Annotated in this window: 18 protein-coding genes and 1 tRNA gene; 11 read left to right on the top strand and 8 right to left on the bottom strand. The window is 53.7% G+C overall.

Features of this window, described 5'->3' with window-relative positions:
• Nucleotides 1-156: 156 nt before the first annotated feature.
• Nucleotides 157-2,004 carry an AMP-binding protein gene (locus ABSE13_RS00660; RefSeq protein WP_424026791.1) on the top strand — a complete coding sequence of 616 codons (1,848 nt, stop codon included), beginning with the start codon at nucleotides 157-159 and terminating at the stop codon, nucleotides 2,002-2,004.
• Between the two features lie 134 nt (nucleotides 2,005-2,138).
• Nucleotides 2,139-2,223, top strand: a tRNA-Leu gene (locus ABSE13_RS00655).
• A 283-nt stretch (nucleotides 2,224-2,506) separates the two neighbouring features.
• Here the strand turns inward: ABSE13_RS00655 and ABSE13_RS00650 are convergent.
• The 6 genes from ABSE13_RS00650 to ABSE13_RS00625 all read right to left on the bottom strand — a co-directional run bounded on the left by ABSE13_RS00650 (nucleotide 2,507) and on the right by ABSE13_RS00625 (nucleotide 11,498).
• Entirely contained in the window at nucleotides 2,507-3,286 is a 780-nt protein-coding gene (locus tag ABSE13_RS00650; RefSeq protein ID WP_424026546.1) for a hypothetical protein, read from the bottom strand.
• Between the two features lie 412 nt (nucleotides 3,287-3,698).
• Nucleotides 3,699-7,022, bottom strand: a complete 3,324-nt coding sequence (locus ABSE13_RS00645; RefSeq protein WP_424026545.1) for a PAS domain S-box protein — start codon at nucleotides 7,020-7,022, stop codon at nucleotides 3,699-3,701.
• 137 nt (nucleotides 7,023-7,159) lie between these two features.
• The gene (locus ABSE13_RS00640) at nucleotides 7,160-8,683 is read right to left on the bottom strand and encodes a PKD domain-containing protein (RefSeq protein ID WP_424026544.1); all 1,524 of its coding nucleotides are present in this window, start codon (nucleotides 8,681-8,683) and stop codon (nucleotides 7,160-7,162) included.
• Between the two features lie 132 nt (nucleotides 8,684-8,815).
• Nucleotides 8,816-9,991, bottom strand: a complete 1,176-nt coding sequence (locus tag ABSE13_RS00635) for a mechanosensitive ion channel family protein (protein WP_424026543.1) — start codon at nucleotides 9,989-9,991, stop codon at nucleotides 8,816-8,818.
• Between the two features lie 153 nt (nucleotides 9,992-10,144).
• Nucleotides 10,145-10,522: a large conductance mechanosensitive channel protein MscL gene (locus ABSE13_RS00630; RefSeq protein ID WP_424026542.1), complete on the bottom strand. Its 378-nt coding sequence runs from the start codon at nucleotides 10,520-10,522 to the stop codon at nucleotides 10,145-10,147.
• 115 nt (nucleotides 10,523-10,637) lie between these two features.
• Complete coding sequence (locus ABSE13_RS00625; RefSeq protein ID WP_424026541.1) at nucleotides 10,638-11,498, bottom strand: methanogenesis marker 8 protein; 861 nt, start codon at nucleotides 11,496-11,498, stop codon at nucleotides 10,638-10,640.
• 130 nt (nucleotides 11,499-11,628) lie between these two features.
• Here ABSE13_RS00625 and ABSE13_RS00620 point away from each other — a divergent pair, with 130 nt between their 5' ends.
• The 6 genes from ABSE13_RS00620 (at nucleotide 11,629) to ABSE13_RS00595 (ending at nucleotide 17,252) form a co-directional block, all read left to right on the top strand.
• Entirely contained in the window at nucleotides 11,629-12,465 is an 837-nt protein-coding gene (locus ABSE13_RS00620; protein ID WP_424026540.1) for a heparan-alpha-glucosaminide N-acetyltransferase, read from the top strand.
• Nucleotides 12,466-13,678: 1,213 nt separating this feature from the next.
• Nucleotides 13,679-14,380, top strand: a complete 702-nt coding sequence (locus tag ABSE13_RS00615) for a hypothetical protein (protein WP_424026539.1) — start codon at nucleotides 13,679-13,681, stop codon at nucleotides 14,378-14,380.
• A gap of 26 nt (nucleotides 14,381-14,406) precedes the next feature.
• Nucleotides 14,407-15,105 (top strand): CRISPR-associated endonuclease Cas6, encoded by a 699-nt coding sequence (locus tag ABSE13_RS00610; protein ID WP_424026538.1) that lies wholly within the window; start codon nucleotides 14,407-14,409, stop codon nucleotides 15,103-15,105.
• An 87-nt stretch (nucleotides 15,106-15,192) separates the two neighbouring features.
• The gene (locus tag ABSE13_RS00605; RefSeq protein WP_424026790.1) at nucleotides 15,193-15,678 is read left to right on the top strand and encodes a GNAT family N-acetyltransferase; all 486 of its coding nucleotides are present in this window, start codon (nucleotides 15,193-15,195) and stop codon (nucleotides 15,676-15,678) included.
• Nucleotides 15,675-16,235 carry a cysteine hydrolase family protein gene (locus tag ABSE13_RS00600; RefSeq protein WP_424026537.1) on the top strand — a complete coding sequence of 187 codons (561 nt, stop codon included), beginning with the start codon at nucleotides 15,675-15,677 and terminating at the stop codon, nucleotides 16,233-16,235. Before ABSE13_RS00605 ends, ABSE13_RS00600 begins: the two co-directional genes overlap by 4 nt.
• 93 nt (nucleotides 16,236-16,328) lie before the next feature.
• The gene (locus ABSE13_RS00595) at nucleotides 16,329-17,252 is read left to right on the top strand and encodes an EamA family transporter (RefSeq protein WP_424026536.1); all 924 of its coding nucleotides are present in this window, start codon (nucleotides 16,329-16,331) and stop codon (nucleotides 17,250-17,252) included.
• A 79-nt stretch (nucleotides 17,253-17,331) separates the two neighbouring features.
• On the opposite strand, the gene ade is transcribed toward ABSE13_RS00595, so the two are convergent.
• Both ade and ABSE13_RS00585 read right to left on the bottom strand, forming a co-directional pair.
• Nucleotides 17,332-18,999, bottom strand: a complete 1,668-nt coding sequence (gene ade / locus ABSE13_RS00590; protein WP_424026535.1) for an adenine deaminase — start codon at nucleotides 18,997-18,999, stop codon at nucleotides 17,332-17,334.
• 5 nt (nucleotides 19,000-19,004) lie between these two features.
• Nucleotides 19,005-19,361, bottom strand: coding sequence for a hypothetical protein (locus tag ABSE13_RS00585; RefSeq protein WP_424026534.1), 357 nt, complete (start codon nucleotides 19,359-19,361; stop codon nucleotides 19,005-19,007).
• Nucleotides 19,362-19,576: 215 nt separating this feature from the next.
• Here ABSE13_RS00585 and ABSE13_RS00580 point away from each other — a divergent pair, with 215 nt between their 5' ends.
• Genes ABSE13_RS00580 through ABSE13_RS00570 form a run of 3 tightly spaced genes read left to right on the top strand, consistent with a single transcriptional unit; the run spans nucleotide 19,577 to nucleotide 22,977 of the window.
• Nucleotides 19,577-20,521 carry a ParA family protein gene (locus tag ABSE13_RS00580; protein ID WP_424026533.1) on the top strand — a complete coding sequence of 315 codons (945 nt, stop codon included), beginning with the start codon at nucleotides 19,577-19,579 and terminating at the stop codon, nucleotides 20,519-20,521.
• Entirely contained in the window at nucleotides 20,512-22,503 is a 1,992-nt protein-coding gene (locus ABSE13_RS00575; RefSeq protein ID WP_424026532.1) for a methyl-accepting chemotaxis protein, read from the top strand. The genes ABSE13_RS00580 and ABSE13_RS00575 overlap by 10 nt, the downstream gene beginning before the upstream one ends.
• Before the next feature lie 3 nt (nucleotides 22,504-22,506).
• On the top strand, nucleotides 22,507-22,977 hold the full coding sequence (locus ABSE13_RS00570) for a chemotaxis protein CheW (RefSeq protein WP_424026531.1): 471 nt from the start codon (nucleotides 22,507-22,509) through the stop codon (nucleotides 22,975-22,977).
• Nucleotides 22,978-22,992 lie beyond the last annotated feature (15 nt).

Genomic DNA, 22,992 nt, shown 5'->3' with positions numbered 1-22,992 from the left:
CTGCACCACATTTTTCTTATTCCCCCTTTTTTAAAATTCATGACGCAGGCCGGGTAATATTTGCTATTTTGCTTTGTTGAGTTTTCTGGTTATGGCGTGATTGTGGTGCACTTTATGATCGAAAAATGTAATAAGTGCACCACCAAAGTGATCTCTATGGTGCGGTATTCGGTTACCATGGCGGACTCGCTGACGGAAAAGATCGATACGGCTGCGGAAAAGGGCAGGGTTTCCCGGTCTGAATGGATCAGCGATGCCTGTGCGGCCCGGCTCTCTCCCGGGTCCGGTGCAACCCTCCTTCCCTCTGCAACTCCGTTGCTGAGTAAAGATGATCATAATATAGGAGACTATGACGAGACATACCGGGATTTCCGGATCGATGTACCGGAGTATTTCAACTTCGGGTTCGATGTGATCGATGCCTGGGCCTACAAGGACCGGAACAAACTTGCAATGATCTGGGTGAACCAGGAAGGGTTAGAGAAGAAGTTCACCTTCTGGGACCTGATGCGCCTCTCGAACCAGATCGTAAACATGCTGATCAAGTACGGGGTCAATAAGGGGGATACCGCTCTTATTATGCTCCCCCGGGTGCCTGAATGGTGGACCTCGACCATTGCCCTGATCAAGCGTGGTGCAGTCTACTGTCCCGCCCCCACCATGCTGACCGCCAAGGACCTGAAATACCGGATCAATCTGGCCAGCATCAAGATGGTCATCACCAGCATGGAGCATGCCGACAAGATCGATGAGATTGCAAAGGACTGTCCTTCGCTTACCTGCAAGATGCTGATCGATGGCAAACGTCCGGGCTGGATCAGTTACCCGGTAGAGCTTGACTATCCTGCACCGGTATCGGCAAAACTGGTGACCCTGCCCGGAACGAAGAAGACAAAGAGCACGGACCCCCTCGTGATCTTCTTCACCTCGGGTACCACGGGCGAACCGAAGATGGTGCTCCACGATCACAGCTACCCGCTTGGCCATATCGTGACGGTGCGCTTCTGGCATGATGTGCGCACCACGGATCTTCACTTCACGCTCTCCGATACCGGGTGGGCAAAGAGTGCCTGGGGGAAGTTCTATGGCCAGTGGATCGAAGGCGCGGCAATCTTTGTGTACGATATACGGGGCCGGTTCAATGCGACCGAGCTCCTCCCGCTGATTGAGAAGTATGGCATCAACACGTTCTGCTGCCCGCCTACGATTTACCGGATGCTGATCCTTGCCGACCTCGACAAGTTCGATTTCACCGAGCTGCGCCACTGTGTCAGTGCCGGCGAACCCCTCAATCCGGAAGTGATCAAGGCTTGGAAGGATGCGACTGGCCTGACGATCTATGAAGGCTACGGCCAGACCGAGACCGTGCTCTGTATCGGAACATTTCCCGGTATGCAGCCCAAGTTCGGCTCCATGGGCAGACCGTCACCCGGCTGGCATATCGAGCTGCACGATGATCATGGAAAACCCGTAGGGGTTCATGAAGAAGGACGCATTGCCATCAATATCAAGCCCCGTCCGGTCGGCATGTTCCGGGAATACCTCAATAATCCCGAGGAGAACCGGAAATCCTTTGTCGGTGACTGGTATTATACCGGTGACAAGGCATACCGGGATGAGGAGGGGTACTTCTGGTTCATCGGGCGCGATGACGATGTGATCAAGGCATCGGGTTACCGGATCGGACCGTTCGAGGTGGAAAGTGCCCTCATCGAGCACCCTGCCGTACTGGAGGCAGCGGTTGTCGGATCCCCGGATGACATCCGCGGCCTCGTGGTCAAGGCATTTATCATCCTCAAACCAGGTGCTATCCCCTCCGAGACCCTGATGCGGGAGATCCAGAACCATGTCAAGAAAGTGACTGCGCCATACAAGTACCCCCGCAAGATTGAATTTGTTGATACACTTCCAAAGACCATCTCCGGGAAGATCCGGCGTAACGAGCTTCGCGATCGCGAGATGAAGAAATACCAGAATGAGAACAGTTCCGGCAAGAAAGGGTGAACCCCGTTTCCCCTACCTTTATTAAACCGGGCGCATAATCTATACAGGCGCGAGGATCGCCGAGCCAGGTCAAAGGCGATAGGTTCAGGGTGGACCTCTTGATGTTGGCAGGAGATCGCGTAAAAGTGTTGTAAGCGAAGGTAGCCAAGCCAGGTCAACGGCGTCAGGTTCAGGGCCTGATCTCGCAGGAGTTCTTGGGTTCGAATCCCATCCTTCGCATTCTTATTTTGGGTTATAATTATCTCGCGTTTTGCAACCCATCACATCTGCGGTCACTTCTGATATCACATTTCTGAAAAAAGGTTATGGGATTGTGCGTGGCACTTCATTTGTATTGGGCATTTATTTTAATTTGATAAAATGACCGGGAATTTTTTTCTCGGAAATACATTTTTCTCCCAATGCCCACTTAAACTTTCAAAGAAGTTGCACTGATTCGCAGTCATCAACCACATTCAAAGAATCCAATATTCTCCGGGCACGAGATCTCAAGTTCTACTATCTACAGAACCATTCTTCTGTAAGGGGGGTAAAGAGTAAAATATTCCCCGGGATTGAGATCACTATTAGATTGCACTGGATTGTAGCAGAAATCAGCCGACAAACAGAAACAGATGGCGGGCAGAGCATTCACATTTGCAAATTCCATGACATACCCGGTTTTATTATCAATAAAAAGATCGGCCGTGGAATTCGATACCGGAAAAAGTAATTCATAATAAGCGGGAGAAGGCTGACTGAAATCAGAATCATCGATCGTGAGATTAAGGGAATTGCCGAATTCTTCCTGAATGAATGTCTGTGAAATTTCAACTAGCTGAGACCGTTCGAGAGGATTTTTTAGAGGACTTTCCGATGATAAGTTGTAGTTTACAGTGATCAGCTGGTCATTTTTCGAATTTATCCGGTAGACCCCCTCATTGGTCGTTATATGATAAACCCTCATGGTATCTTTACAACCAGTCTTTTCGTCAATCATCTGAAAATCTGATACGACAAGATCGGGTGATCTGGAAAAGTTGGTCACAACATCAATTGCCCGTGAAACATTGACGTTAACAATTTTCTGTACCGCTGTCGAAAAGGTGATTGATCTATTCATGGAACCCGGAGCAGCGTTCTGATGAGCGGTACTATTCATGGAAACTGGAATAGTGTTTTGGGGAGCGGTAATATTCTTGATTAAAGGTACGGAGTTTCCCAAATTCAAACAAAAAAATATCAAAATACATATTCCGATGATAATTATGGAAAGCATTTTTAAATTAAATTTCAGATCCATGAGATCAAACCCATTCGAAAAGGCATTTTCATGAATAACAATATTTCTGATTTAACATATAATATCTTTGGAAATTTATCTATGCGATCGGTTTTTTGTATATTATTATTTTTCACTCATCGCTGTTTCATCCTCCATCTCGTTCCCCGATTAATCCCCATCTTTTCCGCATTATATTGACGCATTCTAATAATGGCCTTTGTAATATTTTCACAGTTAACAATGCATAAAAAAAATAACGCCAATGAATAGTATTATATTGAGGAGTCTATCGCCATCATTTGTTATTAATTTCAGGGCCTATTCCCGCAGGGGTTCGCCGGTTCGAATCCGGCTCCTCGCATTTTTCCTGTTCAATTCGTTAAACTGCAGCAATGGTTTCAGCAGTGATTTTTCCTGCCTGTTCCGTTGACTATTCTTTTTTACCGGGCCGGAAAGCATCTTTCGGCACCGCAATCTCAAACCGGGCCCCCCTCGTATATTCCCCTGTCTCACGAATGGTGATCCCGGTGATCAACAGAATCTCCCGGACGAGGAACAGGCCAAGACCGGTGTGCTTGCCGAAGCCCCGGTTAAAAAGACGGTTTTTGTCTCCCGGAGCGATGCCCATACCGTTGTCTTCATATATGCACATAAGTCCGGCTTCGGTCTTTTTGCAGGAAACCCGGATACGGTCCATGGTTTCCCCGCCATACCGCAGGGAATTATCGATAAGGTTGAGGAAGACTTTGGCAAACAGGGGATCGGCCCGCACATCAATGTCAGGAATATGTGAATCAACCTGCACTTTACCCAGTGAAAGGGCATGCGTGGCACGGATCAGGTTTGCGTTCAGGCTCTGCCAGACCGGGACTTCCATACCGACCGTCTGGTAATCCCGTGTGAAGAGTACCTGCTCTTCAATGATCTCCACGATCTTCTTCTCTTTTACGATCATCTCCCGCTGCATCGCATCCTGCTCGTCATCGAGTGAAAGTTCGAGATATGCCCGCAAAGCCCCGAGCTGGTTGACAATATCATGGCGCGTGACCGTGGCAAGCAGCTGGAGTTTTTTGTTGGAAGTCTCGAGAGCTTCCTGTGCAAGTCTGTCATGGGTGATATCAGTGATGTATCCTTCGAGGGCAAGAAGTGCCCCGTTATCCGCAAATACTCCCTGTCCCTGCTCCCATACCCAGCGGATCCGGCCGGCGGCATCCCGTATCCGGTATTCCATGTGGAACGGTTGTCGTGCCCCGATCCCTGACTGTATCTGGTCCCGGACCCGTTCCTGGTTTTCAGGCACAATAAGCGAACCGTAGGTGACCGTCCCTTTATCAATAAATTCGCCGGGATCGTATCCGGTCAGAAGACGGCTTCCGTCACTGACAAATTCCATTGTCCGGTCAGGATCATTGAGGCAGCGATAGCTCATCCCGGGAAGGTTGTGCAGCAGGGTATCAAGAAGCCGCGTCTTTTCGAGCAGGGCGGCCTCCGCAAGCCGGCGTTCGGTGATATCCTCGGTTGTACCCTCGTAAAAGATCACGTCCCCGGCAGTATTGCATATCCCCTGGAAATTCAGGCTGATCCAGATATGATGACCATCCCGGTGATAAAATTCTATATCAAATCCCCGGACAGGTTTCCCGCAGGCAAGCAGATCTCCAATGCGGTCCCTGTCTTCCGGATGTGGGTAGAGTTGGCGGATATCGGTGACCGTACTTTTCATTTCATCCGGTGATGAATAGCCGAACATACCGGCAAATGCCCTATTAATGGCTACAATTTTTCCTTCCGGTGTGGTGCGGAATATCCCGAGTATGGCATTCTCGAAAATATTCCGGTACCGGGCCTCGCTCTCCCTGAGGGCCTGCTCGTTCTGCAGGAGTTCGTCATGGTGGTGGCGAAGTTCCTCCTCGATTGCAGTGAGCTCTTCGAAAGAAGCGGCGAGGTCCTCATTTTTCATGCGCAGTTTCTCAGCGAGATGTTCGCGTTCGGTGATATCCTGGAGAATACAGACAACCCTGAACACCGACCCTGCTTTATCCCGGATGCCACTGGCGTTGACACTTGCATCTATGGTGGAGCCGTCTTTTTTTACGATCCGGAACATACGGGTCAGGACCGATCCGGTGCCCAGGATCTCCCGGAAGAACACCTGCGAGGCTCCCTGCTGGTCCGGATGTACGATTGCCGAAGCCGGCTTCCCGATAAGTTCTCCCCTGCCATAGCCAAGCACCTCCTCCGGACGGCTGTTACAGTCCACGATAAGGCCTTCTCGGTTGACCGAGATGATCAGGTTCGGTGCTGTATCAAAGATATGGCGGAATTTCGCCTCGTTCCGGCTCAGTCGCTCTTCGGCATTCTTCAGGCCGGTAATATCGGTCAGCATGGCAAAAGAGCCTTTGAATGTTCCCTGGCCGGTGAGTATGGGTGTTACCGATACGAGGAGCCAGCACGTACTGCCATCTTTCCGGGTGAACCTGCGTTCATATCGCTCGCTTTTCCCGGCCATGCGGTTCTGCATCCGGAGGGAATGATCCGCCAGCTCATCCGGGCTCATGAAGTCCTGGATGTTCTTCCCCGTCATCCCGGACATAGAATAACCGAGCATCTCGGAAAGCCTCCGGTTGACAAACGTTGTGGAGAACCGTGCGTCCATTGTCCAGATCCCTTCGTTTGCAGTCTCGACAATCTGCCGGTACTTCTCTTCGCTCTCCCGCAGGGCATCTTCACCGTGCTTCAGCTCATCATAGCTCTGGCGGAGTTCCTCCTCCTGGGCAGTGAGCTGCTCGTTTGCTGTGAGCAGTTCTTCATTTTTTGCCGCGAGAGCCGTCTCAGAGCGGCGGCGTTCCTCTTCGTCATCCAGCGCTTTGAGGGCATGGGTCAGGTCCCGGGTCATCTCCCGGAGCAGTCCGGTGATCTGTTCGTCAAAGAACCCGGTCTCCGGTGCAAAGAGTGTCAGCACCCAAATGCCCCTGGATGTGATGAACGGGAATGCTGCAATGGCCTTGTATCCGCGTTTCCTTGAGGCCTCGAACCAGGTGGCGAGTCGCGGCTCCTCTTCAATGTTGTTGCAGATCTCCTGAGCACCTGTCCGGAATGCCACCCCGGTGGGCCCGCGTCCCTGCGGGATATCATCACCGGAGATTTTTACTTCGTCAAAGAACCTGTCGATGTGTCCGTATGATGCAATCGGCCTGATCGCGTGGGTAGCAGGATCAAAACTGCCGATCCAGGCCATCCGGAACCCTCCGGTCTCCACGACAATCCGGCAGATATCCGCGAGGAGATCGGCGGTACTGTTGTGCCGGACAATCGCTTTATTGGTTGCGCTCAGCACCGAATAGAGCCGGTTCAGTGTGCAGATGCGTGATTCGCCACGGCGGTGTTCATAAGCGGTTACGATCTTCTTGGCAAGCTCCGCGAACTGGGGGCGCGGGGCCCCGCCTTTCTGGAGATAGAAATCAGCTCCGGACTCAAACGCATCGATCGCTACATCTTCGCGCCCTCTCCCCGTAAATATGATAAACGGGAGTTCGGGATGTGTCTGGCGCAGGATTTTTAAAAAGGCTATCCCGTCCATATCAGGCATCTGGTAATCAGACACCACGACATCGTACTGCCCGGCCTTGATCAATTCAAGTGCAAGGACAGCCGACGTGGTGGTCTCGACAGCGATGCCACCGGCCCGTTCAAGATAGATCCTGCCTATTTCAAGGAGTGATGTTTCATCATCTACATAGAGGACCGAGATCATGGCATTGTTTTCCCGTGTATGGAAGTACCAAATATATGGAAGGGGTGTCTCATTAAAGTTGATATATCCCACGTAACCGGTCCGGGGTATCACTTACCCCGGTGAAGGGCATATGCCTGTTTACTCATTAAAAAAGGTTATACGAGCATGAATGTGAAGAAATAAAACGCGATCAGCGGAATGAACAGAACAAGGTACAGAACGCGATTCCACTTCCAGATTGCACTGCCATCCATCGTGGAGATGGGCATCAGGCTGTAGACCGCGGTAATGAGGTTGATGGTGAACCCAAGACCGCCGGCGATTGTCCAGACTCCGCCGAACTGCACCATGAACAGGAAGACCAGCATGAGGACGACACTGACAACCGGTCCTGCTGCCATCTCGATTCCCAGCTCGCGTGTCTCTTCCCCGTTCTCATCCCGGTCTACGAGGTTCCGGTAGGACTGGGCAAAGGCATTGCCATAGAGCCAGGCCGTCAGGAACATGATGACGGTGCCAAGGCCCCAGAACTGGATATCGGTATCGTGGCCGTACCGGTTCGCAAAATACCGGTGGGCAAAATCGTGGAGTATGACCGAGACTGCACCGACCAGCATATAGATGAGTACCATCTGCAGGGTGAGAGCTGCGCGATCCGCCAGCAGGAACGCCACCGCCACCATGACGACTGCAGCCTCAACGACAAGGATCTCTGTAGCCGAGAGCCCAAAGAAGTGGCGTTCCCTCCTCTTTACTTCTATTCCCCGGGCCTCGATCTCACGGTCACTGATCTTCTCGACCGCATGGCCCCCGGCAAGATCGGCAAAGAACTTGGCTACTTTTTCTCCGATCTGGATAAGGGAGCTGATGTGGGCGAGGAGGAACTGGATCAATACAACGGCAAGGCTCGTGAGCATTGCCGCGAGCGCCATGAACTGCGGGGGGATGAATGCCGCCGTGGGAAGGTTTTTGTCCGTAGTGCCTTTTGCGTCCTGGATCAGGCCAACGATCCCGCCGGCATGAGCCTTGGCCGGGGCTGCAGGCACGATCACCGGTACCGGAATCGGCCGGCTCGCGTTGATGTACTGCGTCTTCGAGAGAGCGTCACTGCCAAAGTTGTTGCTCACTTTCAACCTGACATCATAGGTACCCGGGAGCGTATAGGCATGCGTCGGGTTCTGCACCGATGAGGTTGTGCTGTCCCCGAAGTCCCACTTCCAGTCAGCGGGCCTGTCCTTTGAAATGTCCGTAAAGGTGACCGTGAGAGGAATATCGCCATTGAGCGGCGTGGCGGAAAAGTCCGCTTCCGGCGGGTTGCCGGCCCCGATGAACCCTGCAACCGTCTTAGTATCCGAGCCATACTGGTTGGTGACGGTCAGACGGACCGTATATTCCCCGTCAGACTGGTATGTGTGCGCCGGGTTTTGCATCTCCGAGCCTGTGCCATCGCCAAACTCCCAGTGCCAGGTCATGGGCGTGTAGCCCCGTGACGTGTCAGAGAAACTGACGGTAAATGGCGAAGGACCGTACCGGGTACTGGTATAAAAATCGGCAACCGGCGGGTTGGTGACCGTGATGTAACCGGCCCCGGTACCGGCTGCGGTATCCGCAGCCCCGGTGAGGGGGATGAGTGCAGTGCAGAGAACGGCAAGGAGGAGAATGTGCGTGAGGTATCTCATGGTTTTCCCGATTCGGACAATCCCGGGTGCCTGTGCACCAGGGACCGCTCCGGTTGTTTCCACTACGGTTTTTCTTTTGGCATCTTAAAGAAATTGGTTGATGAAAATTGAGGAAGTATGTTGCAATAATCCTCAGGATAAGAGAATCGCTTCTTTCCGGAACCGCTCAACGATCTGGACGTTCATATAGTCCAGGATGATGGTGTTATACAAAAACCCGGATGCATAGACCGTGATCTGGAACGTCATGGTGGACTTGTCCATCTTCATGAGGTATATTGTGGGGTGGGGATCTTTGGCGATGATGTCCGGCCGGTTCTTTACTGCCTCGTCGCAGATCTCGCCAAGCACATTTTTGATTTGGGCAATATCAACGGAATATGAGACCGTTACCGGAATCTGGATCCTGACCTGAGGGTTTGGCAGCGAGTAATTATGGACCACACTCGTTGCAATCTTTGTATTGGGAATGGTCACGACATCTGAATCGAGCGTGATTATACGGGTGCTCCGGGGCCCTATATGGATCACGTCGCCGAGCACATCGTTGATCAGCACCCGGTCCCCTACCTTGAACGGCTGGTCGGTGATGATGACCGCACCGCCGAAGAAGTTCGAGAAGAGGTCCTGTGCAGCGAGTGCTATGGCAATGCCGATGATCCCTGCACCGGCAATGAGCGGCGTGATGTTGATGTTGTACAGGGTCATGATGTAGAGGATTCCCGTGAACCAGATGATGTACTTCCCGATCTTCTGGAGAATATCCACGATCCGGTCATCAAGGTCGGTCTCGGTTGTCTCGGCAAGGGCCTTGCCATAGATCCGTAAAAACTCGTCGAGAAATGTGGCAACAATCCAGGTCCCTGCGAGAATATACCCCGAGAGGAGGAAGTTTGCATCCGAGATCCATTGGTACTGCGGGAAGAGATCGATCAGGTGATTGATCGCGAAGAAGAATGGAACGAAGAACGCGAGGAGGGTAAGCGGTGCAGCAAGCGAGTGCACCACGAGGTCATCCATCATTGTCTCTGTCTTCTCCGCTTGTTTCTTGAGGAAGACGAAGACAAAATGGACAACAACAGCGGCAAAAATCCCTGCCGCAAGGAACATGATGGTATCAATTATTGCCGGGTCCATGCAGGATAGTGTTGGCACTCCATGAAGATGAAGATTAAGATGCCACTGGACATCCCTCCCAAAGGATGCGGTGAATCTTAAACGACCTCCTGCGATCTGCGACTGGACATCAGTCCAGGAGGAGGAGAAGAACATCGTCAGATGTTCTTCGACTTGCGACTGGACCCGCATTCACAACCTGGCTATGAATTTTGTAAGATATTCTATTGACTGCGACCGGGGTCCAGTCGAAGTACAGGAGAAAAAACTACCGGTTCTGAAATTTTGTGTGCGGAAACAGGTAATAATCCACGAGTCAAGCGAAAAATCACCCGGGAAAAAAGTTCAGATCTTCTTGCTCACATCGCCTTTCATCACGTACTTCACGGCAAGGAAGATCACCAGGGCAATGATCACAAAGTCGATGATCGCGCCCACGTAATCCCCTATCATGAATTTCAGCGGACCAACCTCGAGTACTGAGGTCTGCCAGCTGCCGGAGGGGGTAACCACAGCAACAATCGGCATGATGATATCGGTCACCGTTGAGTTGACCAGCTTCGTTGCAGCCGTTCCTATGACAAATGCAACCGCAAGGCCGATCACCTGGTACTTCTGGAGGAAATCCATGAACTCCTCGTTAAACCCGCGGGCTCCTTTTCCTATGGCCAGTACGCCGCCTTCGAGCACTCTTTCTGCATCACCAATCTTTTTCTCTGTCATGATCTGTCACCATATATAAGGGAAACGAGACGGTTTCTGGTGTCCCTTATACGAATTCTGGGCTCCGGCCCTGATTAGTGTTTGCAAAATCAGATCTAAAAAAAGCGGGAGGGGATCAGACCAGCGGCCCCGGCTGATCGGGGGAAAGGGATGGAAGTCTGGTGGGCTTGATGAGGACCTGCTCGCTGCCCTGCCGGATCTTCCCGATGATCAGCTCTTTTCCCCTCTTCGTCATGGCAAAGATCGGGATGGTGATGCCGGCCTGGAGGAGCGCTTTTGGCCCGGCCACTTCCCGGATCGCCTTTGAGGCGCACCCGGTAATGAGATCCGCGTTTGACGCCAGCACCTCCGCATCTTCCGGGGTGAGGCCCGTTACGTGGACGGCAAAGATGAGGGTTTCCGGGTGGATCCTGCGGATCTTCTCCGCGTCCCCGGGCAGGGCGACGGTGACCGCAACCTTCCGGAACCCCTTCTCCACGGCGAGCGCGACACCGGCTACCTGGTCCATTGCCGCATATTTGTGGTCGAGGACAAACCCGCCGTCTTTCTCGATCCGTTCGATCACGGCCCGGTGCGGGGAGGTTTTGCAGAGTCCCGACATACGCCCGCCAATGCCCTGCACCATCGCGGGTTTTGTGACAACGACCGTCCCGGCCCCATCGCAGGCGAGGACTACCGCATCGAGTGCACCGGTTGCGAGGCTGAAACTGAGGATCTCGGATGCGCCGAACCCGACGAACTCGCGGTTGTCAAGCACTTCCCGGTCCGGGGTACACATGCCGAAAGCTTTGATCCGGTGCTCGATGTTCGCCTTCACGGACTCTTTCTTTATATCCGGGATCGGGTACGCGAACCGTTTTGCAAGCGGGCAGTCCCTGATCTGCGGCTCCCCCACCTCGACCACCTTCCCGTCCCGGATCACGATCCGGCATCTCCCTATCGCTTCAATGACGTGTTCGTCTCCATTGGCTGCCATGCGATCACTTCACCTGTAAAAAGATGTAGCAGCCGGCATTTAAGGAACATTGCATGCCGGCAAATCCCGGAATATGACCCAAAGGAATATGTGCATAACACATATGACCCGGCAACGACGATAATTCTGTATGGCAGGGGAATCGCGGTTCGCGGAGATCGATCTCTTCCGCGGGATCGCAATCCTCATGATGGTGCTCTTCCACACCCTCTTCGATATCAGTTTCTTCGGGATCGCCCCGGTCAACGTCGAGAGCGGTTTCTGGCGGTATTTTGCCTTTGCCACCGCCACGCTCTTCCTCTTTGTCGTGGGGGTATCGCTCGTGGTGAGCCACGCGAGGGCCGCCCGGCACCTGGCCGGGTTTGCCCTCGCACAAAAATTCCTGCTCCGGGGGGCGGGGATCTTCCTTCTCGGCCTCGGTATCACGGCCGCCACCTGGTTCTACCTCCGCGAGGGCTTCATCCTCTTTGGCATCCTGCACCTGATCGGGATCTCGGTGATGCTCTCGCCGCTCTTCTTCCGGTTTAAAAAATACAATATTGCGATCGGGCTCGTCTGCATCTTAATCGGCTGGTTCGTAATCGGCAGCCTCGGCCCGGTCTGGCTCCAGCCGTTCGGCATCCAGCCGGCGGGTGCGTGGTCGGTCGGGTACGCTCCCATGATCCCCTGGACCCTGACCGGCGCGATCATCCCGCTCCTCCTGCTCCCGCTCGGCATCCATGCCGCATCATTCGTGACCGTGGACTACACGCCGCTCTTCCCGTTCTTTGGCGTGGTGCTGCTCGGCATGGGCGCCGGTGAATTCCTGTACGGGGAGGGCGTCCGGCACTTCACGGCACCGCGGGTGCCGGAAATTTTTGAAAAGCCGCTTGCGTTCCTGGGCCGGCACTCGCTCCTGATCTATATCGTGCACCAGCCGGTGATCATCCTCCTGCTCGGGGCGGTGACCGGGACGAAGGTGCTGTGACGAAGAACTGCCGGGATGACTGGCACGGGATTACCGGGCAGTCGTCTCCCTGCCCCCCACTCCAGGTTTGCCTGGTATCCCCCAAACATATTAGTGCAGATCGGGACTCCACAAAAAACCTGTCACGGGTCAGGATACCTGTGACAGGTAAGATAACCTGTGACGGGTCAGGTACCGGTCCCACCCCGGGCAATGGCCACGTTGAGAGTACCTCCCAAATCTCAATGCTGCGGGCTTCTTTTCCCCCTTTTTCCCGATTCAGAGGCAATAATTCCGGAAAATGAGGTAATAATTCAGGAGTTTTTCCCATTTTTACGTCGGAGAACATGAGACAGTATTTGGCAGTATTTGGAGGGGCGAAAAGGGGCTTCCGCGGGTTTCAGCCAGTCCCATGACCCGTCCCGTGAACCGGTGCATGCTATAACTGTTTTGGAGGGGATGCTGGATTTCACGTCGAAGAATCCTGCGGATTCTTTACCTCTTTCTGATCTGACGACCCGTCAGACGTCGTAGAATTTGCAGTACATCGTCATATACCGACGTGAAACGATCATCCGGACCCCCTGTTTGTGAAAATCTTCCAGGACTTTCGTACTAAACAGGGGGTTGGCGGATCCCAATACGGGCTCGTACAGGGCTCCGTTCCGGAAAACCGGGGAATCTGAGTCCGTATAAGGCTCGGATTGGGAATGGCCCGGATCCGGAAAACGGGGGTACGGGAGGTGGGGTACTGGGGGGTTTACAGGGTGAGAGACGGGGATTCCGGTGCCGGGATTTTGTTGGAGCCAGGCCGGGAAATTTTTGGAAAATTTTTCTGAAAAATTTTTTGGAAACTATTTTTGGCGCGGGAAAAATTTTGTGAAAAAAATTCTGCAACGGGTCCGGTAAAATATTTTTTTGCTGAGGGGTCACGGGGGCGCACCCCTTGGGCTGTCTCCCCCTCTGGGGGAGAGAGGGGGTCACCATCGTAATTCGAAAAATTTTGAAGCACCAGACGTGGTTTTACCCAGCCGCCACTTAGTGAAATGAATTCGGGATATCACAGGACTACGACTGAATGGATAAAAAATCCGGTGAGTATCTTCCCGCACCCTTTTTTCCCGCTCGTACGTAAACCGGTCCCATTCCGGCAATCCCCGGGTACTCATAACATATTTACCCGATCGGACTGACACTCTGTAGAGAAATCCCGCAGAATACGGGTGACCCGTCCATGACCCCGCACCGCTCCGTTATCATTCTGTTCGTCATTTCGATCATCTTCATCATCGTTGCCGGCTGCACAACGCTCTTTCCCGGACAGAACGTTACTCCTGCGGTCACCATTCCTGCAGGAGAATTTCCCGTCGACTCCTACAAGGTCACCATCCACCAGCCGGACGCGACGTCATCCTTTATCCACATGGATACGGACGTCTACAATATCGGCGAGGTCGTGGAGTTCACCGTCAGGAACGATGGGTCGCGAACGCTCGACTGCGCAGGCGATCCGCCGAAGTTCTCGGTGAAATTCCAGGGCATCAACGGGGCCTGGGGGATAAGGATGGGGAACGAGACCCCGGACAATTCGCAAAAATCCTCCCTTGGACCCGGTGCTTCGACCACCACGTACCGGTTTGTCACCGAGGGCTGGGCCCCGGGTCGTTACCGGATCGTGCACGACTGCGGAGTTGTAAGGGAATTTATCCTGAGACCTGTACCGACCCTGGCGGCAACACCGGTAGAAATCACTTCCCCGAATGAAACGGTGAATGCAACGATTGCCATACCCATCAATTCAACAACGGTTCCGGGAATTTATCCCTCTGCTGATGTGACGGGAACCCTCCCCCCCTATACTCCTGCACACCCTTCCACGTCTTCGCATACTACCGGCACCGGGATCCTGTCTGACGGACAAGGCATGATTATCTGATCTGACCCTGCATTGGTTCTGACGCTATGTTCCTCCGCATCTTCACTCTCACCCTTGAACCGGCAAACCCCCTCCGGTTCACTCCTGAAGATCTCCGTTCATTTTTCAATAAAGAGCTTGCTGCGTATGCCCTGCTCAACAAGAACACCGACAGCGATTGTATCCATCGCTACCAGGCTATACAATGCAAATACATCAAAAATGAACTCATAGTGATCGGTATCAGCCAGGGTGCCGGTCTTCTCCACCGGTTTGTGGAAGGCCGGGATACGATCCTCGCCGGTGCGAATGCCTGTATCATCACCGGGCGGGACAGCGCCATCAGAAATGAGGAGTTTGGCATAACAAGCTCTCCGCACACATACGAGTTCCAGACGCCCTGGCTTGCGCTGAACCAGCAGAATGCAAAAAAATTCTACGATCTTAAGGGAAAACCCGACCGGGATGCTTTTATGCACAAGCTCCTGCTCGGGCATCTCAATGCGCTGGCAAAATCGCTCGACTATAAGCCCCCCTCGCCGATAACCTGCGAAGCAAAGGTCCGGTTCAGAAGAGACCGGATTGATGATGAAAACATCATGGTATTCCTGGGGAAGTTCCAGTCCAATCTGCGGATCCCGGATTTCCTTGGGATCGGGCAGTCAGTATCCCGGGGGTTTGGCACGGTCCGCCATATCGACCGGGATCTTCTCATGGAAACGCACAATGACCTGCTGGATAATTAACAGAAATCCGGTTTTTCCCTGGCGTATGGGATGAGAAACCTCCTTTCGGAATCTTCTTTTTCTCCGGTTTCTCAATAGTACTGCGTGATGATCAGGTACCGGAACATCCGGATCGAGGATATCCCCGCTGTCAAGGCCTGGCCTCCGTATCCTCCTGAATTCGCCGGTCTCGACTACTCCCTCCGGGATGGGGGATGGCTCGATGAATATTACCCGCGGCCCGGGACCGACATCGTTGTAGCGGAGAAGGCAGGGACCATGGCCGGTTTTGCGATCCTTGCCCGTGAGCCCCCCGCCACAGCGGAACTCCGGATCGCGCTTCACCCGGAAAAGCTCGGGCAGGGACTGGGAACGGCGCTCGCCCGGATGATGCTCCTGCACGGGTTCACCAAACCGGAAATCGATACAATCCGGCTGATCGTCCGGAAGAACAATCCCCGGGCCCGGAAGCTGTACCAGGACCTCCATTTCCGGCATACCGGGGAATGCACCGAAGAGATCCAGGGAGAAGAGATCATGTTTGACCGGATGGAACTTGACAAGACAACATTCTTTGAGGAGAGTTTGCGATGAAGGAAGCCTTGCTCGTCATTGATGTCCAGAACGAATATTTTACCGGGAACCTTCCGGTAACCTTCCCGGAGGGCAGCTTTGCCAATATCCTGCGGGCCATGGATGCAGCACACGCAGCACAAATCCCGGTAGTAGTGATCCAGCACGCAAACCATGCGCTGGATGCACCGGCGTTCCGGTACGGTACTCCCGGATGGGAACTGCACCCGGAGGTCGCCCGGAGGCCGCGGGAGGTGCTGATCGAGAAGACCCTGCCGGGCAGTTTTACGGGCACTAATCTCGACCGGTGGCTGATGGATCATGCAATTGTCTCCGTGACGATCGCAGGATATATGACCCAGATGTGCTGTGACACTACGGCACGGCAGGCATTCCAACGTGGATATGCCGTCAAATTTCTCTCGGACGGCACCGGTACCCTGTCGGTTACGAACAGCGCCGGCTCGATCAGCGACAGCGATCTCCACCGGGCGATTCTCGTCACCCAGCAGATGCGGTTCTCCCGTGTCCTGACCACGGAGGAATGGGTGCATTCGCTTGCTCCTCTGGCACCATAAGTCAATTGTGTAAGATCTCTGCACGATAGCGGAATTCCCCTGATCCGAAGCCCGATAAGCAAGAACCGCATACTTTTTCCTGATCCGATCTCCATGTTCTGGGCTGTTCTCTCCGCGATAGGTGCCGGCGCCGATGCCGCGTACTATATCGTGAACAAGAAGTTCCTCCAGACCCTGGAACCCGATCTTCTTGCCGCAGCCGGTTTTTTATGTGCAGGTATCTGCCTGCTGGCTCTCTCTCTGCTCCGGGGTATACCGGTTCCCGGACCGGACTTCCTCCTTGCAGTCACTGCTGACTGCATCCTTAACATCATTGGCACTACGATCGCTTTTCGGGCACTCCGTTCTACGGAGATCTCCCTTGCAGTCCCGATGCTTGCCTTCACGCCGCTTTTTCTCATCGGAACGGCTGCACTGATCCTCCACGAGATCCCGTCCCTGGCCGGGATCTTCGGGATCATCGTCATCGCTGCCGGCTCGTATGTCCTGAACACTGCCGACGGGCATACCAGCCTCATGGACCCGTTCCGGGCCATGATCAGGGATCCCGGTGTTTTTTCCATGCTCGTAGTTGCGTTCCTGTACGCCATAGTCATTAATTTTGACAAGATGGTGGTCCAGAATTCCGATACGGTATTCGGATCCGGCCTGGTCTTCTCCCTGCTGGGCAGTGCATTCATGGTCATTTTCCTCCTGAAACGGTTCGGGGGCCGGGATCCCGGCCAAAAGGCCGGTGAAGCACCCCCTCTCACCAAGACTGGTCGGACCCATGGCGCATGGCGGGATCTTGCCGCAGCAAGTATCATTGTCGGTATTCTGCTGACACTTGAAACCATCGCCATTAACCAGGCGTACCTCCTGCAGATCGTGCCGTATGTGAGTGCCATAAAACGAACAAGCATTCTCCTCACGGTCGTCTATGGGACGCTCGTGTTCCGGGAAAAAGAGATCCTGCGCCGGGTATCCGGTGCCGGGCTGATGGTGCTGGGTGTTGTGCTGATTTTATTGTTCCCCTGATCCCCGGAGGAATCTCCCAAGGTCCTGTTCAGAACTCCAGGATGCTGGCGATAGGTTTTTCGCACTACCTGCCCGTGTATCATTCAACGAACAACGGCACGTCCCTGAATTCCCCGCAATCGAATACTCCCCGGTCGGTAATGCGCAGGGCCGGGATGACGGTGAGTGCCAGGAACGAGAGGTACATAAACGGATTATCGATACCTCCCATCTCGTGTGTGACGGTGCTGATACGATCCAGCCGTGACACCACATCCTCATAGTGCAGCGTCGACATCAGGCCGGCACAATCAAGCGGGAGGACCTCTGCCGAAGTACCGGTGACCGCAGCCATGCCTCCCTGTGCCTGGATAACGGAACTGATGGCAAGCAGAATCTCGTCATCACTCACGCCGGAAGCGATGATATTGTGGGCATCGTGGGAGATGCTGGCCGCGATGGCGCCCTGCCGGAAGGAGAACCCATGAACCAGTCCTGTGCCGCATTTCCCGGTACCGTACCGGTTGCAGACCACTACCTTCAGGATATCCCGTTTGGTATCCGGGATATTCCTGCCGTCAATCTCATACCGGAGCGATTCGGTTACGATCTGGCCGGGCACGAGGCCAATCACCCGGGTTTGACCGGTACCGGCAATACTGATGGTCGCGGGTGACGGGACCTGGCAATGGATCGATGGCGGGAAGGGTGCCGACCGTGTTTGTCGGGAAGAACGGATCTCCCTGCCCCCGCAGAAGACCTGCCTGATAGCAAACTGTTCCGGATCATCTATAATGCAGAGATCCGCCCGGCGTCCCGGTACAAGTGCCCCCCTGTCATGAAGCCCGAACCGCCCGGCAGGGGAGAGTGTGGCCATGCGGATCGCGAGCTCCGGTGCAAGCCCGGCCGCTATGGCCTTCCGGATGCACCGGTCAATGTGACCCTGCCGCATCAGCAGGTCGGGGTGGCAGTCATCGGTTGAAAAGCAGCACCGGGAGACCGAAAACGGTGTAACGAGTGGTATGAGAGCTTCGATATTCTGCTCGGTTGATCCGTCCCGGAGAAAAATGTACATCCCCTTCCGGAGTTTCTCTTCGGCCTCGGCAAGGCTTGTGCATTCATGATCGCTCTGGAGTCCTGCAAGGAGGTAGGCGTTCAGATCCCTGCCGGAAAGCCCCGGGGCATGCCCGTCACGGATTGCTGACAGGGCGAGCTTGTGTGCGATGCCGGGATCACCGGATAGTACACCTGGAACGTTCATCATCTCTCCAAGACCGAGAACCCCTTCTCTGCCAATAAACCGGCGGAGGTCCGGTGCCTCGAGGATCGCCCCTCCTTTTTCAAGGGGAGCCGCAGGAACGCATGACGGGAGCATGTACTGGATGTCTATGGCGGCGTCCCGCCGGGCTGCAAGCATGAATTCGATGCCTGCCACCCCGGCTACGTTGGCAATCTCATGGGGATCGGCTATAACGGTGGTGGTCCCGCACGGAGCCACGAGGCGGGCATATTCCTGCGGGGTCAGGAGGGAACTTTCAATGTGTACATGGGCATCAATCAGGCCGGGAATGATGAAAAGGCCTGCGCAATCCCGTTCAGATCGGCCGGTGTAGGTGCCGGTTCCGAGTACTATGCCGTTCTTCACTGCCAGATCTCCTTCCCGCCAGTCACCGGTGAACGGGTTGAAGATAGTGGCATTTTTAAAAACCATATCGGCGGGGGAGTGTCCCCGGGCTGCATCGAGCAGGTCCGGTTTATCGGGTGGCATGATGTTCACACCGTGATATCCCGGATCACCGCGGTTTTACGGTCGCCATCCCTGAGAATATAGACATAGAGTTTGTAGGTCCCGGGTTCGAGTTCGACCGGCACCATTACATCCGTTTCGCCATTACGGATTGTGGCAGGCGCCCCGGCTATCGTGTACATCTGCTGGTGCAGGTCCTGTATCCGGTAGGCGGTTACCTGGACCGTAACATCAGCAGGTTCACCGGTATTGGTGATCTGGACCATGACGGAGCGGTTCCGGTATGAAGCATCGCCGACATTCATGGAAAGGCATCCTGTGCACAGCAGGGCGAGAACGAGGATCGTGCCTGCTGTAAGGAAAAGACGCACCTGCCCGGTCATTATCCAGATGTAAAAACCCGCAACCATAAAATCCTATGGGATTTCCCTGCAAATCCCCCTACTGGTGATCCGTTGCTGATCCGTTTTGTGTGATGTGTTGCCTTTTACGGTGAAACCTGCAAAAAACATGCTATGTTGGCAAAATTCAGGCAGTACCTGAAAAGAAGAAGAAAATTGTCGCAATATCCGCAGAATCCAGAAATTACCGGTCGGATGTGAAACATATCTTATTATACCTTCGGATAATAAAATCTCCATCAGGTGTTAGTATACCGATCATTACTTTTTCTCACCATAAAGGAGGTACAGGAAAAACGACCTCCTGCCTCAATATTGCCGGTTTTTTAACAAAGGCTGGGAAAAAAGTGCTGGTTGTCGATTGTGATCCCCAGGCAAATGCCACGGTCGGGCTTGGCTTTGGCCCGCAGGCAGTCAGCCGGAACATGTACGATGTCTTCCTGAGCGGGGTGGAAGGATTTCCCAAAACCCCGATCGAGGAGATCATAAAGAAAACCCCCTCCGGGATCGATCTTGCCCCTTCGCATCTCGATCTTGTTGGTGCAGACCCGGCCCTCTACCGGATGGAGAACCGGGCCGGTATCCTCCGGGAGAGGTTATCCGGTACCCGGGACCAGTACGATTTCATCCTGATCGATACACCCCCAAGCATGGGCCAGCTGGTGATCAACGGGCTCTATGCCGCTGATTATATCATCGTTACCCTCGATTCCGGAACCTTTGCCCTTGAAGGCGTATCTACGCTTTCGACGATTTTTGGTGATATGAAAGAAGAGCTGGGAAAAGAGATCCTCCCTGCCATGGCCATCGTCACCCGGTGGAGTGAAGGGGCGGCATGCCCGGAAGTGGCCACATATGAGCCACAGGATCTCCTCTTCCGCATCAGGAGTCTTTTTTACAAAAAACCAGCACCAACGCCGTCAGAGATCAAGGCTGCTGAAGAACAGAAAACAGAACACGAGCGGTTGCACCTGATGCTCTTTGAGATCCAGCGGCTGTTCCGTACCGTTTATACCGTCCCGTATTCCCCCCTTATCTATGAATCCCAGAAGCGGGGGCTGCCGATCTCGCATTTTGCACCGGACAGCAGCGCAGGCACGGCATACAAAACCATTGCAGATGAAGTGATGAAATGGACGTAAAAGACATTGAAGCAATACTGAAACGAGCGGGAGAAGGAGATTTATCGGTCAGGGTAGACGAAAACACTGCTGGCCCTGAACTCAAACCTCTTGCACAGGCTGCAAACCGGCTCATCGAGAAGCTCGGGAAGACCACGGAAATGAAAAACCGTGCCGATATCATGATGAAATTCAACCCGCTTGCGATATCCATTATCAACAAAAACCGGGCACGGATATTTATCAACAAGAAATATGAGACTCTCTGGCGTGGGACACATGACGAACTGATGAAAAAGAAGATGACGGATTACGATGTCACCATCCTTTCGGGTGAACACTACTATGCCTGTTTCGAAACGAAGAAACCTACTGCCACGCAGGTTCTGGTAAAATTTCCTGACGGCATAAAAAAATACCTGACACTCAACTCCATCCCGCTTCTTGACAAGAACGGCGACGTTGATGCTGCCTTTTTCATCTTCATCGAATATACGGAACTCCAGGAGAAGATGGATGACATCAAAAAAGTGGAGCAGCGGGTCGACCGTATCCTCCAGGAGAATCCGTACCCGCTCTTCACCATCGATACTGCGCTCAACCTGGTCTTATCAAACCAGGCATTTCTCAAGCTGACCGGGTACTCGAAGGACCGGGCTGCCTCTCTCTCAATGAAGGACTTCAAATTCCAGAAGAACAAGGGAGAAAGTGTTGAAACTACGATCCGGTCAAAACGGCGCAGCCAGGGTGAGTCTGTCATCGAATTTCCGGCCGGAACCCTCACGCTCGAATGGTATTATATCCCCCTTCTCGATGCTGAAGGAAATGTCGAAAGCCTCCTTGTTGTTTATAATGACATTACTGACCGGCGGAGAAAGGAGCAGGAAGTCCAGCAGCTGATGGAGAGCTCAAAGAAGCAGGCAGAGGCACTCTCATCCAGTGCAGTGGTGCTCGAGACCGGTCTTGCTGCCATTGCAAAAGGGGATCTCAGTTTTAATGCCCCTATTGCTGAAGGCGATCCCCTCATCGCACTGAAAAAGGATTACAATGCCGCTGTAGCCTCCATCCGGAACCTGGTCATTGAACTGGGTAAATCCATCCACCAGATGGAGATGACTACCGGAGATACCAGCAAGAGTACGCAGGAAATTTCCAAGTCCACGGAACAGGTGGCGATCTCCACCCAGAAATCCGCGGACGGCGCCAAGAAGCAGATTGAGGAGATCGAGAAAGTCAGTAAGGACATCTCTGATCTTTCGGCCTCCATCGAGGAGATCGCAAGCACCTCGCATTCCCTCATGGACCATGCGCAGAAGGCGGCAGCGGACGGGAACTCCGCGGCGGAACTGGGGAAAGTTGCAACAGCGAAGATGCAGAACGTGGAGAAAATTGCCGGTGAAAGCGTGGCTGAGATCACCGCGCTTACCGAGCGGATGAAAGAGATCTCCAATATTGTCAAGATGATCGCCGATATCTCCAGCCAGACAAATCTCCTCGCCCTGAATGCGGCTATTGAAGCCGCACGGGCAGGCGAGCATGGCCGTGGGTTCGCCGTTGTTGCCGGCGAAGTGCGTAATCTTGCCAAGGAATCCAAGACTGCAACAGGCCATATCGAAAGTCTCATCCAGTCCATCCAGACGAGCAGTGACAAGACGGCTGCTGCCATCAACAGCTCCTACAAGGAGATCCAGACCGGCATCGAGAGCGTGAACAAAACTCTCGAGACCCTCACCCGGATCACCGCTGAATCCAACGTCGTGGCACAAGGGGTAACGGAGATCACCAAGGCGACCGAGGACCAGGCAGAAGCCACCACCCGTGTCATGCAGGGCATAGAACAAACCGGAACCATCACCCGTGAAAACCAGGAGAGGATGGAGGATATGGCGGCACTCGCTGAAGAGACCAGTGCCTCCACCGAGGAGATTGCCAGTGCCACGACCGAACTGGCCGGCATGGCTGAACGCTTGAAAACGATGATGGATGCATTCAAAGTCAGGTGAAGCATGGCTGAAACAATTGATGTGGTGGAATTCGAACTGGGCGGGGAACGGTATGCCCTTGATATCCAGCTGGCACGCGAGATCGTGGAGATGATCCCCATCACTCCCATCCCCCGGGCCCCCCCCTATATTTCCGGTGTGATCAATCTCCGTGGCGAGATCACCAATATCATGAATCTCAACACGTTGCTTGGCCTTGCAGACAAAGAGGTCCGCAGCAACCAGAAGATTATCGTCCTTGTGCCGGAAGCTGCGGGAGGGAGCAATGTCGGCATCATTGTCGATGACGTCAGCAGCGTCATGCAGATTTCCGAGGCCGATATCGATCATATCGGCGAAGGTTTCTCATCCGATTTCTCCTCGTTCGTCAAGGGGATCATCAAGATGAAAGCCGTGGAAGGAGAGAGTGTCAAGAAGAACCTGATCATATGGATCGATATGCAGAAAGTGATCAGGGATCTTGCACAAGCGTAAATGAGGGGGACCAGG

It is taken from the genome of Methanoregula sp. (genome assembly GCF_049518935.1).
In the GTDB taxonomy this organism is placed as follows: Archaea; Halobacteriota; Methanomicrobia; order Methanomicrobiales; family Methanospirillaceae; genus Methanoregula.
The sequence above is the reverse complement of the archived record's forward strand: the minus strand, read 5'-3'. Positions and strand labels throughout refer to the sequence as shown.

Coding starts and splice junctions, on each gene's coding strand:
- ABSE13_RS00660 (WP_424026791.1), top strand. CDS start 157: ATGGTGCGGTATTCGGTTACCATGGCGGACTCGCTGACGGAAAAGATC.
- ABSE13_RS00650 (WP_424026546.1), bottom strand. CDS start 3,286: ATGGATCTGAAATTTAATTTAAAAATGCTTTCCATAATTATCATCGGA.
- ABSE13_RS00645 (WP_424026545.1), bottom strand. CDS start 7,022: ATGATCTCGGTCCTCTATGTAGATGATGAAACATCACTCCTTGAAATA.
- ABSE13_RS00640 (WP_424026544.1), bottom strand. CDS start 8,683: ATGAGATACCTCACGCACATTCTCCTCCTTGCCGTTCTCTGCACTGCA.
- ABSE13_RS00635 (WP_424026543.1), bottom strand. CDS start 9,991: ATGCGGGTCCAGTCGCAAGTCGAAGAACATCTGACGATGTTCTTCTCC.
- ABSE13_RS00630 (WP_424026542.1), bottom strand. CDS start 10,522: ATGACAGAGAAAAAGATTGGTGATGCAGAAAGAGTGCTCGAAGGCGGC.
- ABSE13_RS00625 (WP_424026541.1), bottom strand. CDS start 11,498: ATGGCAGCCAATGGAGACGAACACGTCATTGAAGCGATAGGGAGATGC.
- ABSE13_RS00620 (WP_424026540.1), top strand. CDS start 11,629: ATGGCAGGGGAATCGCGGTTCGCGGAGATCGATCTCTTCCGCGGGATC.
- ABSE13_RS00615 (WP_424026539.1), top strand. CDS start 13,679: ATGACCCCGCACCGCTCCGTTATCATTCTGTTCGTCATTTCGATCATC.
- ABSE13_RS00610 (WP_424026538.1), top strand. CDS start 14,407: ATGTTCCTCCGCATCTTCACTCTCACCCTTGAACCGGCAAACCCCCTC.
- ABSE13_RS00605 (WP_424026790.1), top strand. CDS start 15,193: ATGATCAGGTACCGGAACATCCGGATCGAGGATATCCCCGCTGTCAAG.
- ABSE13_RS00600 (WP_424026537.1), top strand. CDS start 15,675: ATGAAGGAAGCCTTGCTCGTCATTGATGTCCAGAACGAATATTTTACC.
- ABSE13_RS00595 (WP_424026536.1), top strand. CDS start 16,329: ATGTTCTGGGCTGTTCTCTCCGCGATAGGTGCCGGCGCCGATGCCGCG.
- ade (WP_424026535.1), bottom strand. CDS start 18,999: ATGCCACCCGATAAACCGGACCTGCTCGATGCAGCCCGGGGACACTCC.
- ABSE13_RS00585 (WP_424026534.1), bottom strand. CDS start 19,361: ATGACCGGGCAGGTGCGTCTTTTCCTTACAGCAGGCACGATCCTCGTT.
- ABSE13_RS00575 (WP_424026532.1), top strand. CDS start 20,512: ATGGACGTAAAAGACATTGAAGCAATACTGAAACGAGCGGGAGAAGGA.
- ABSE13_RS00570 (WP_424026531.1), top strand. CDS start 22,507: ATGGCTGAAACAATTGATGTGGTGGAATTCGAACTGGGCGGGGAACGG.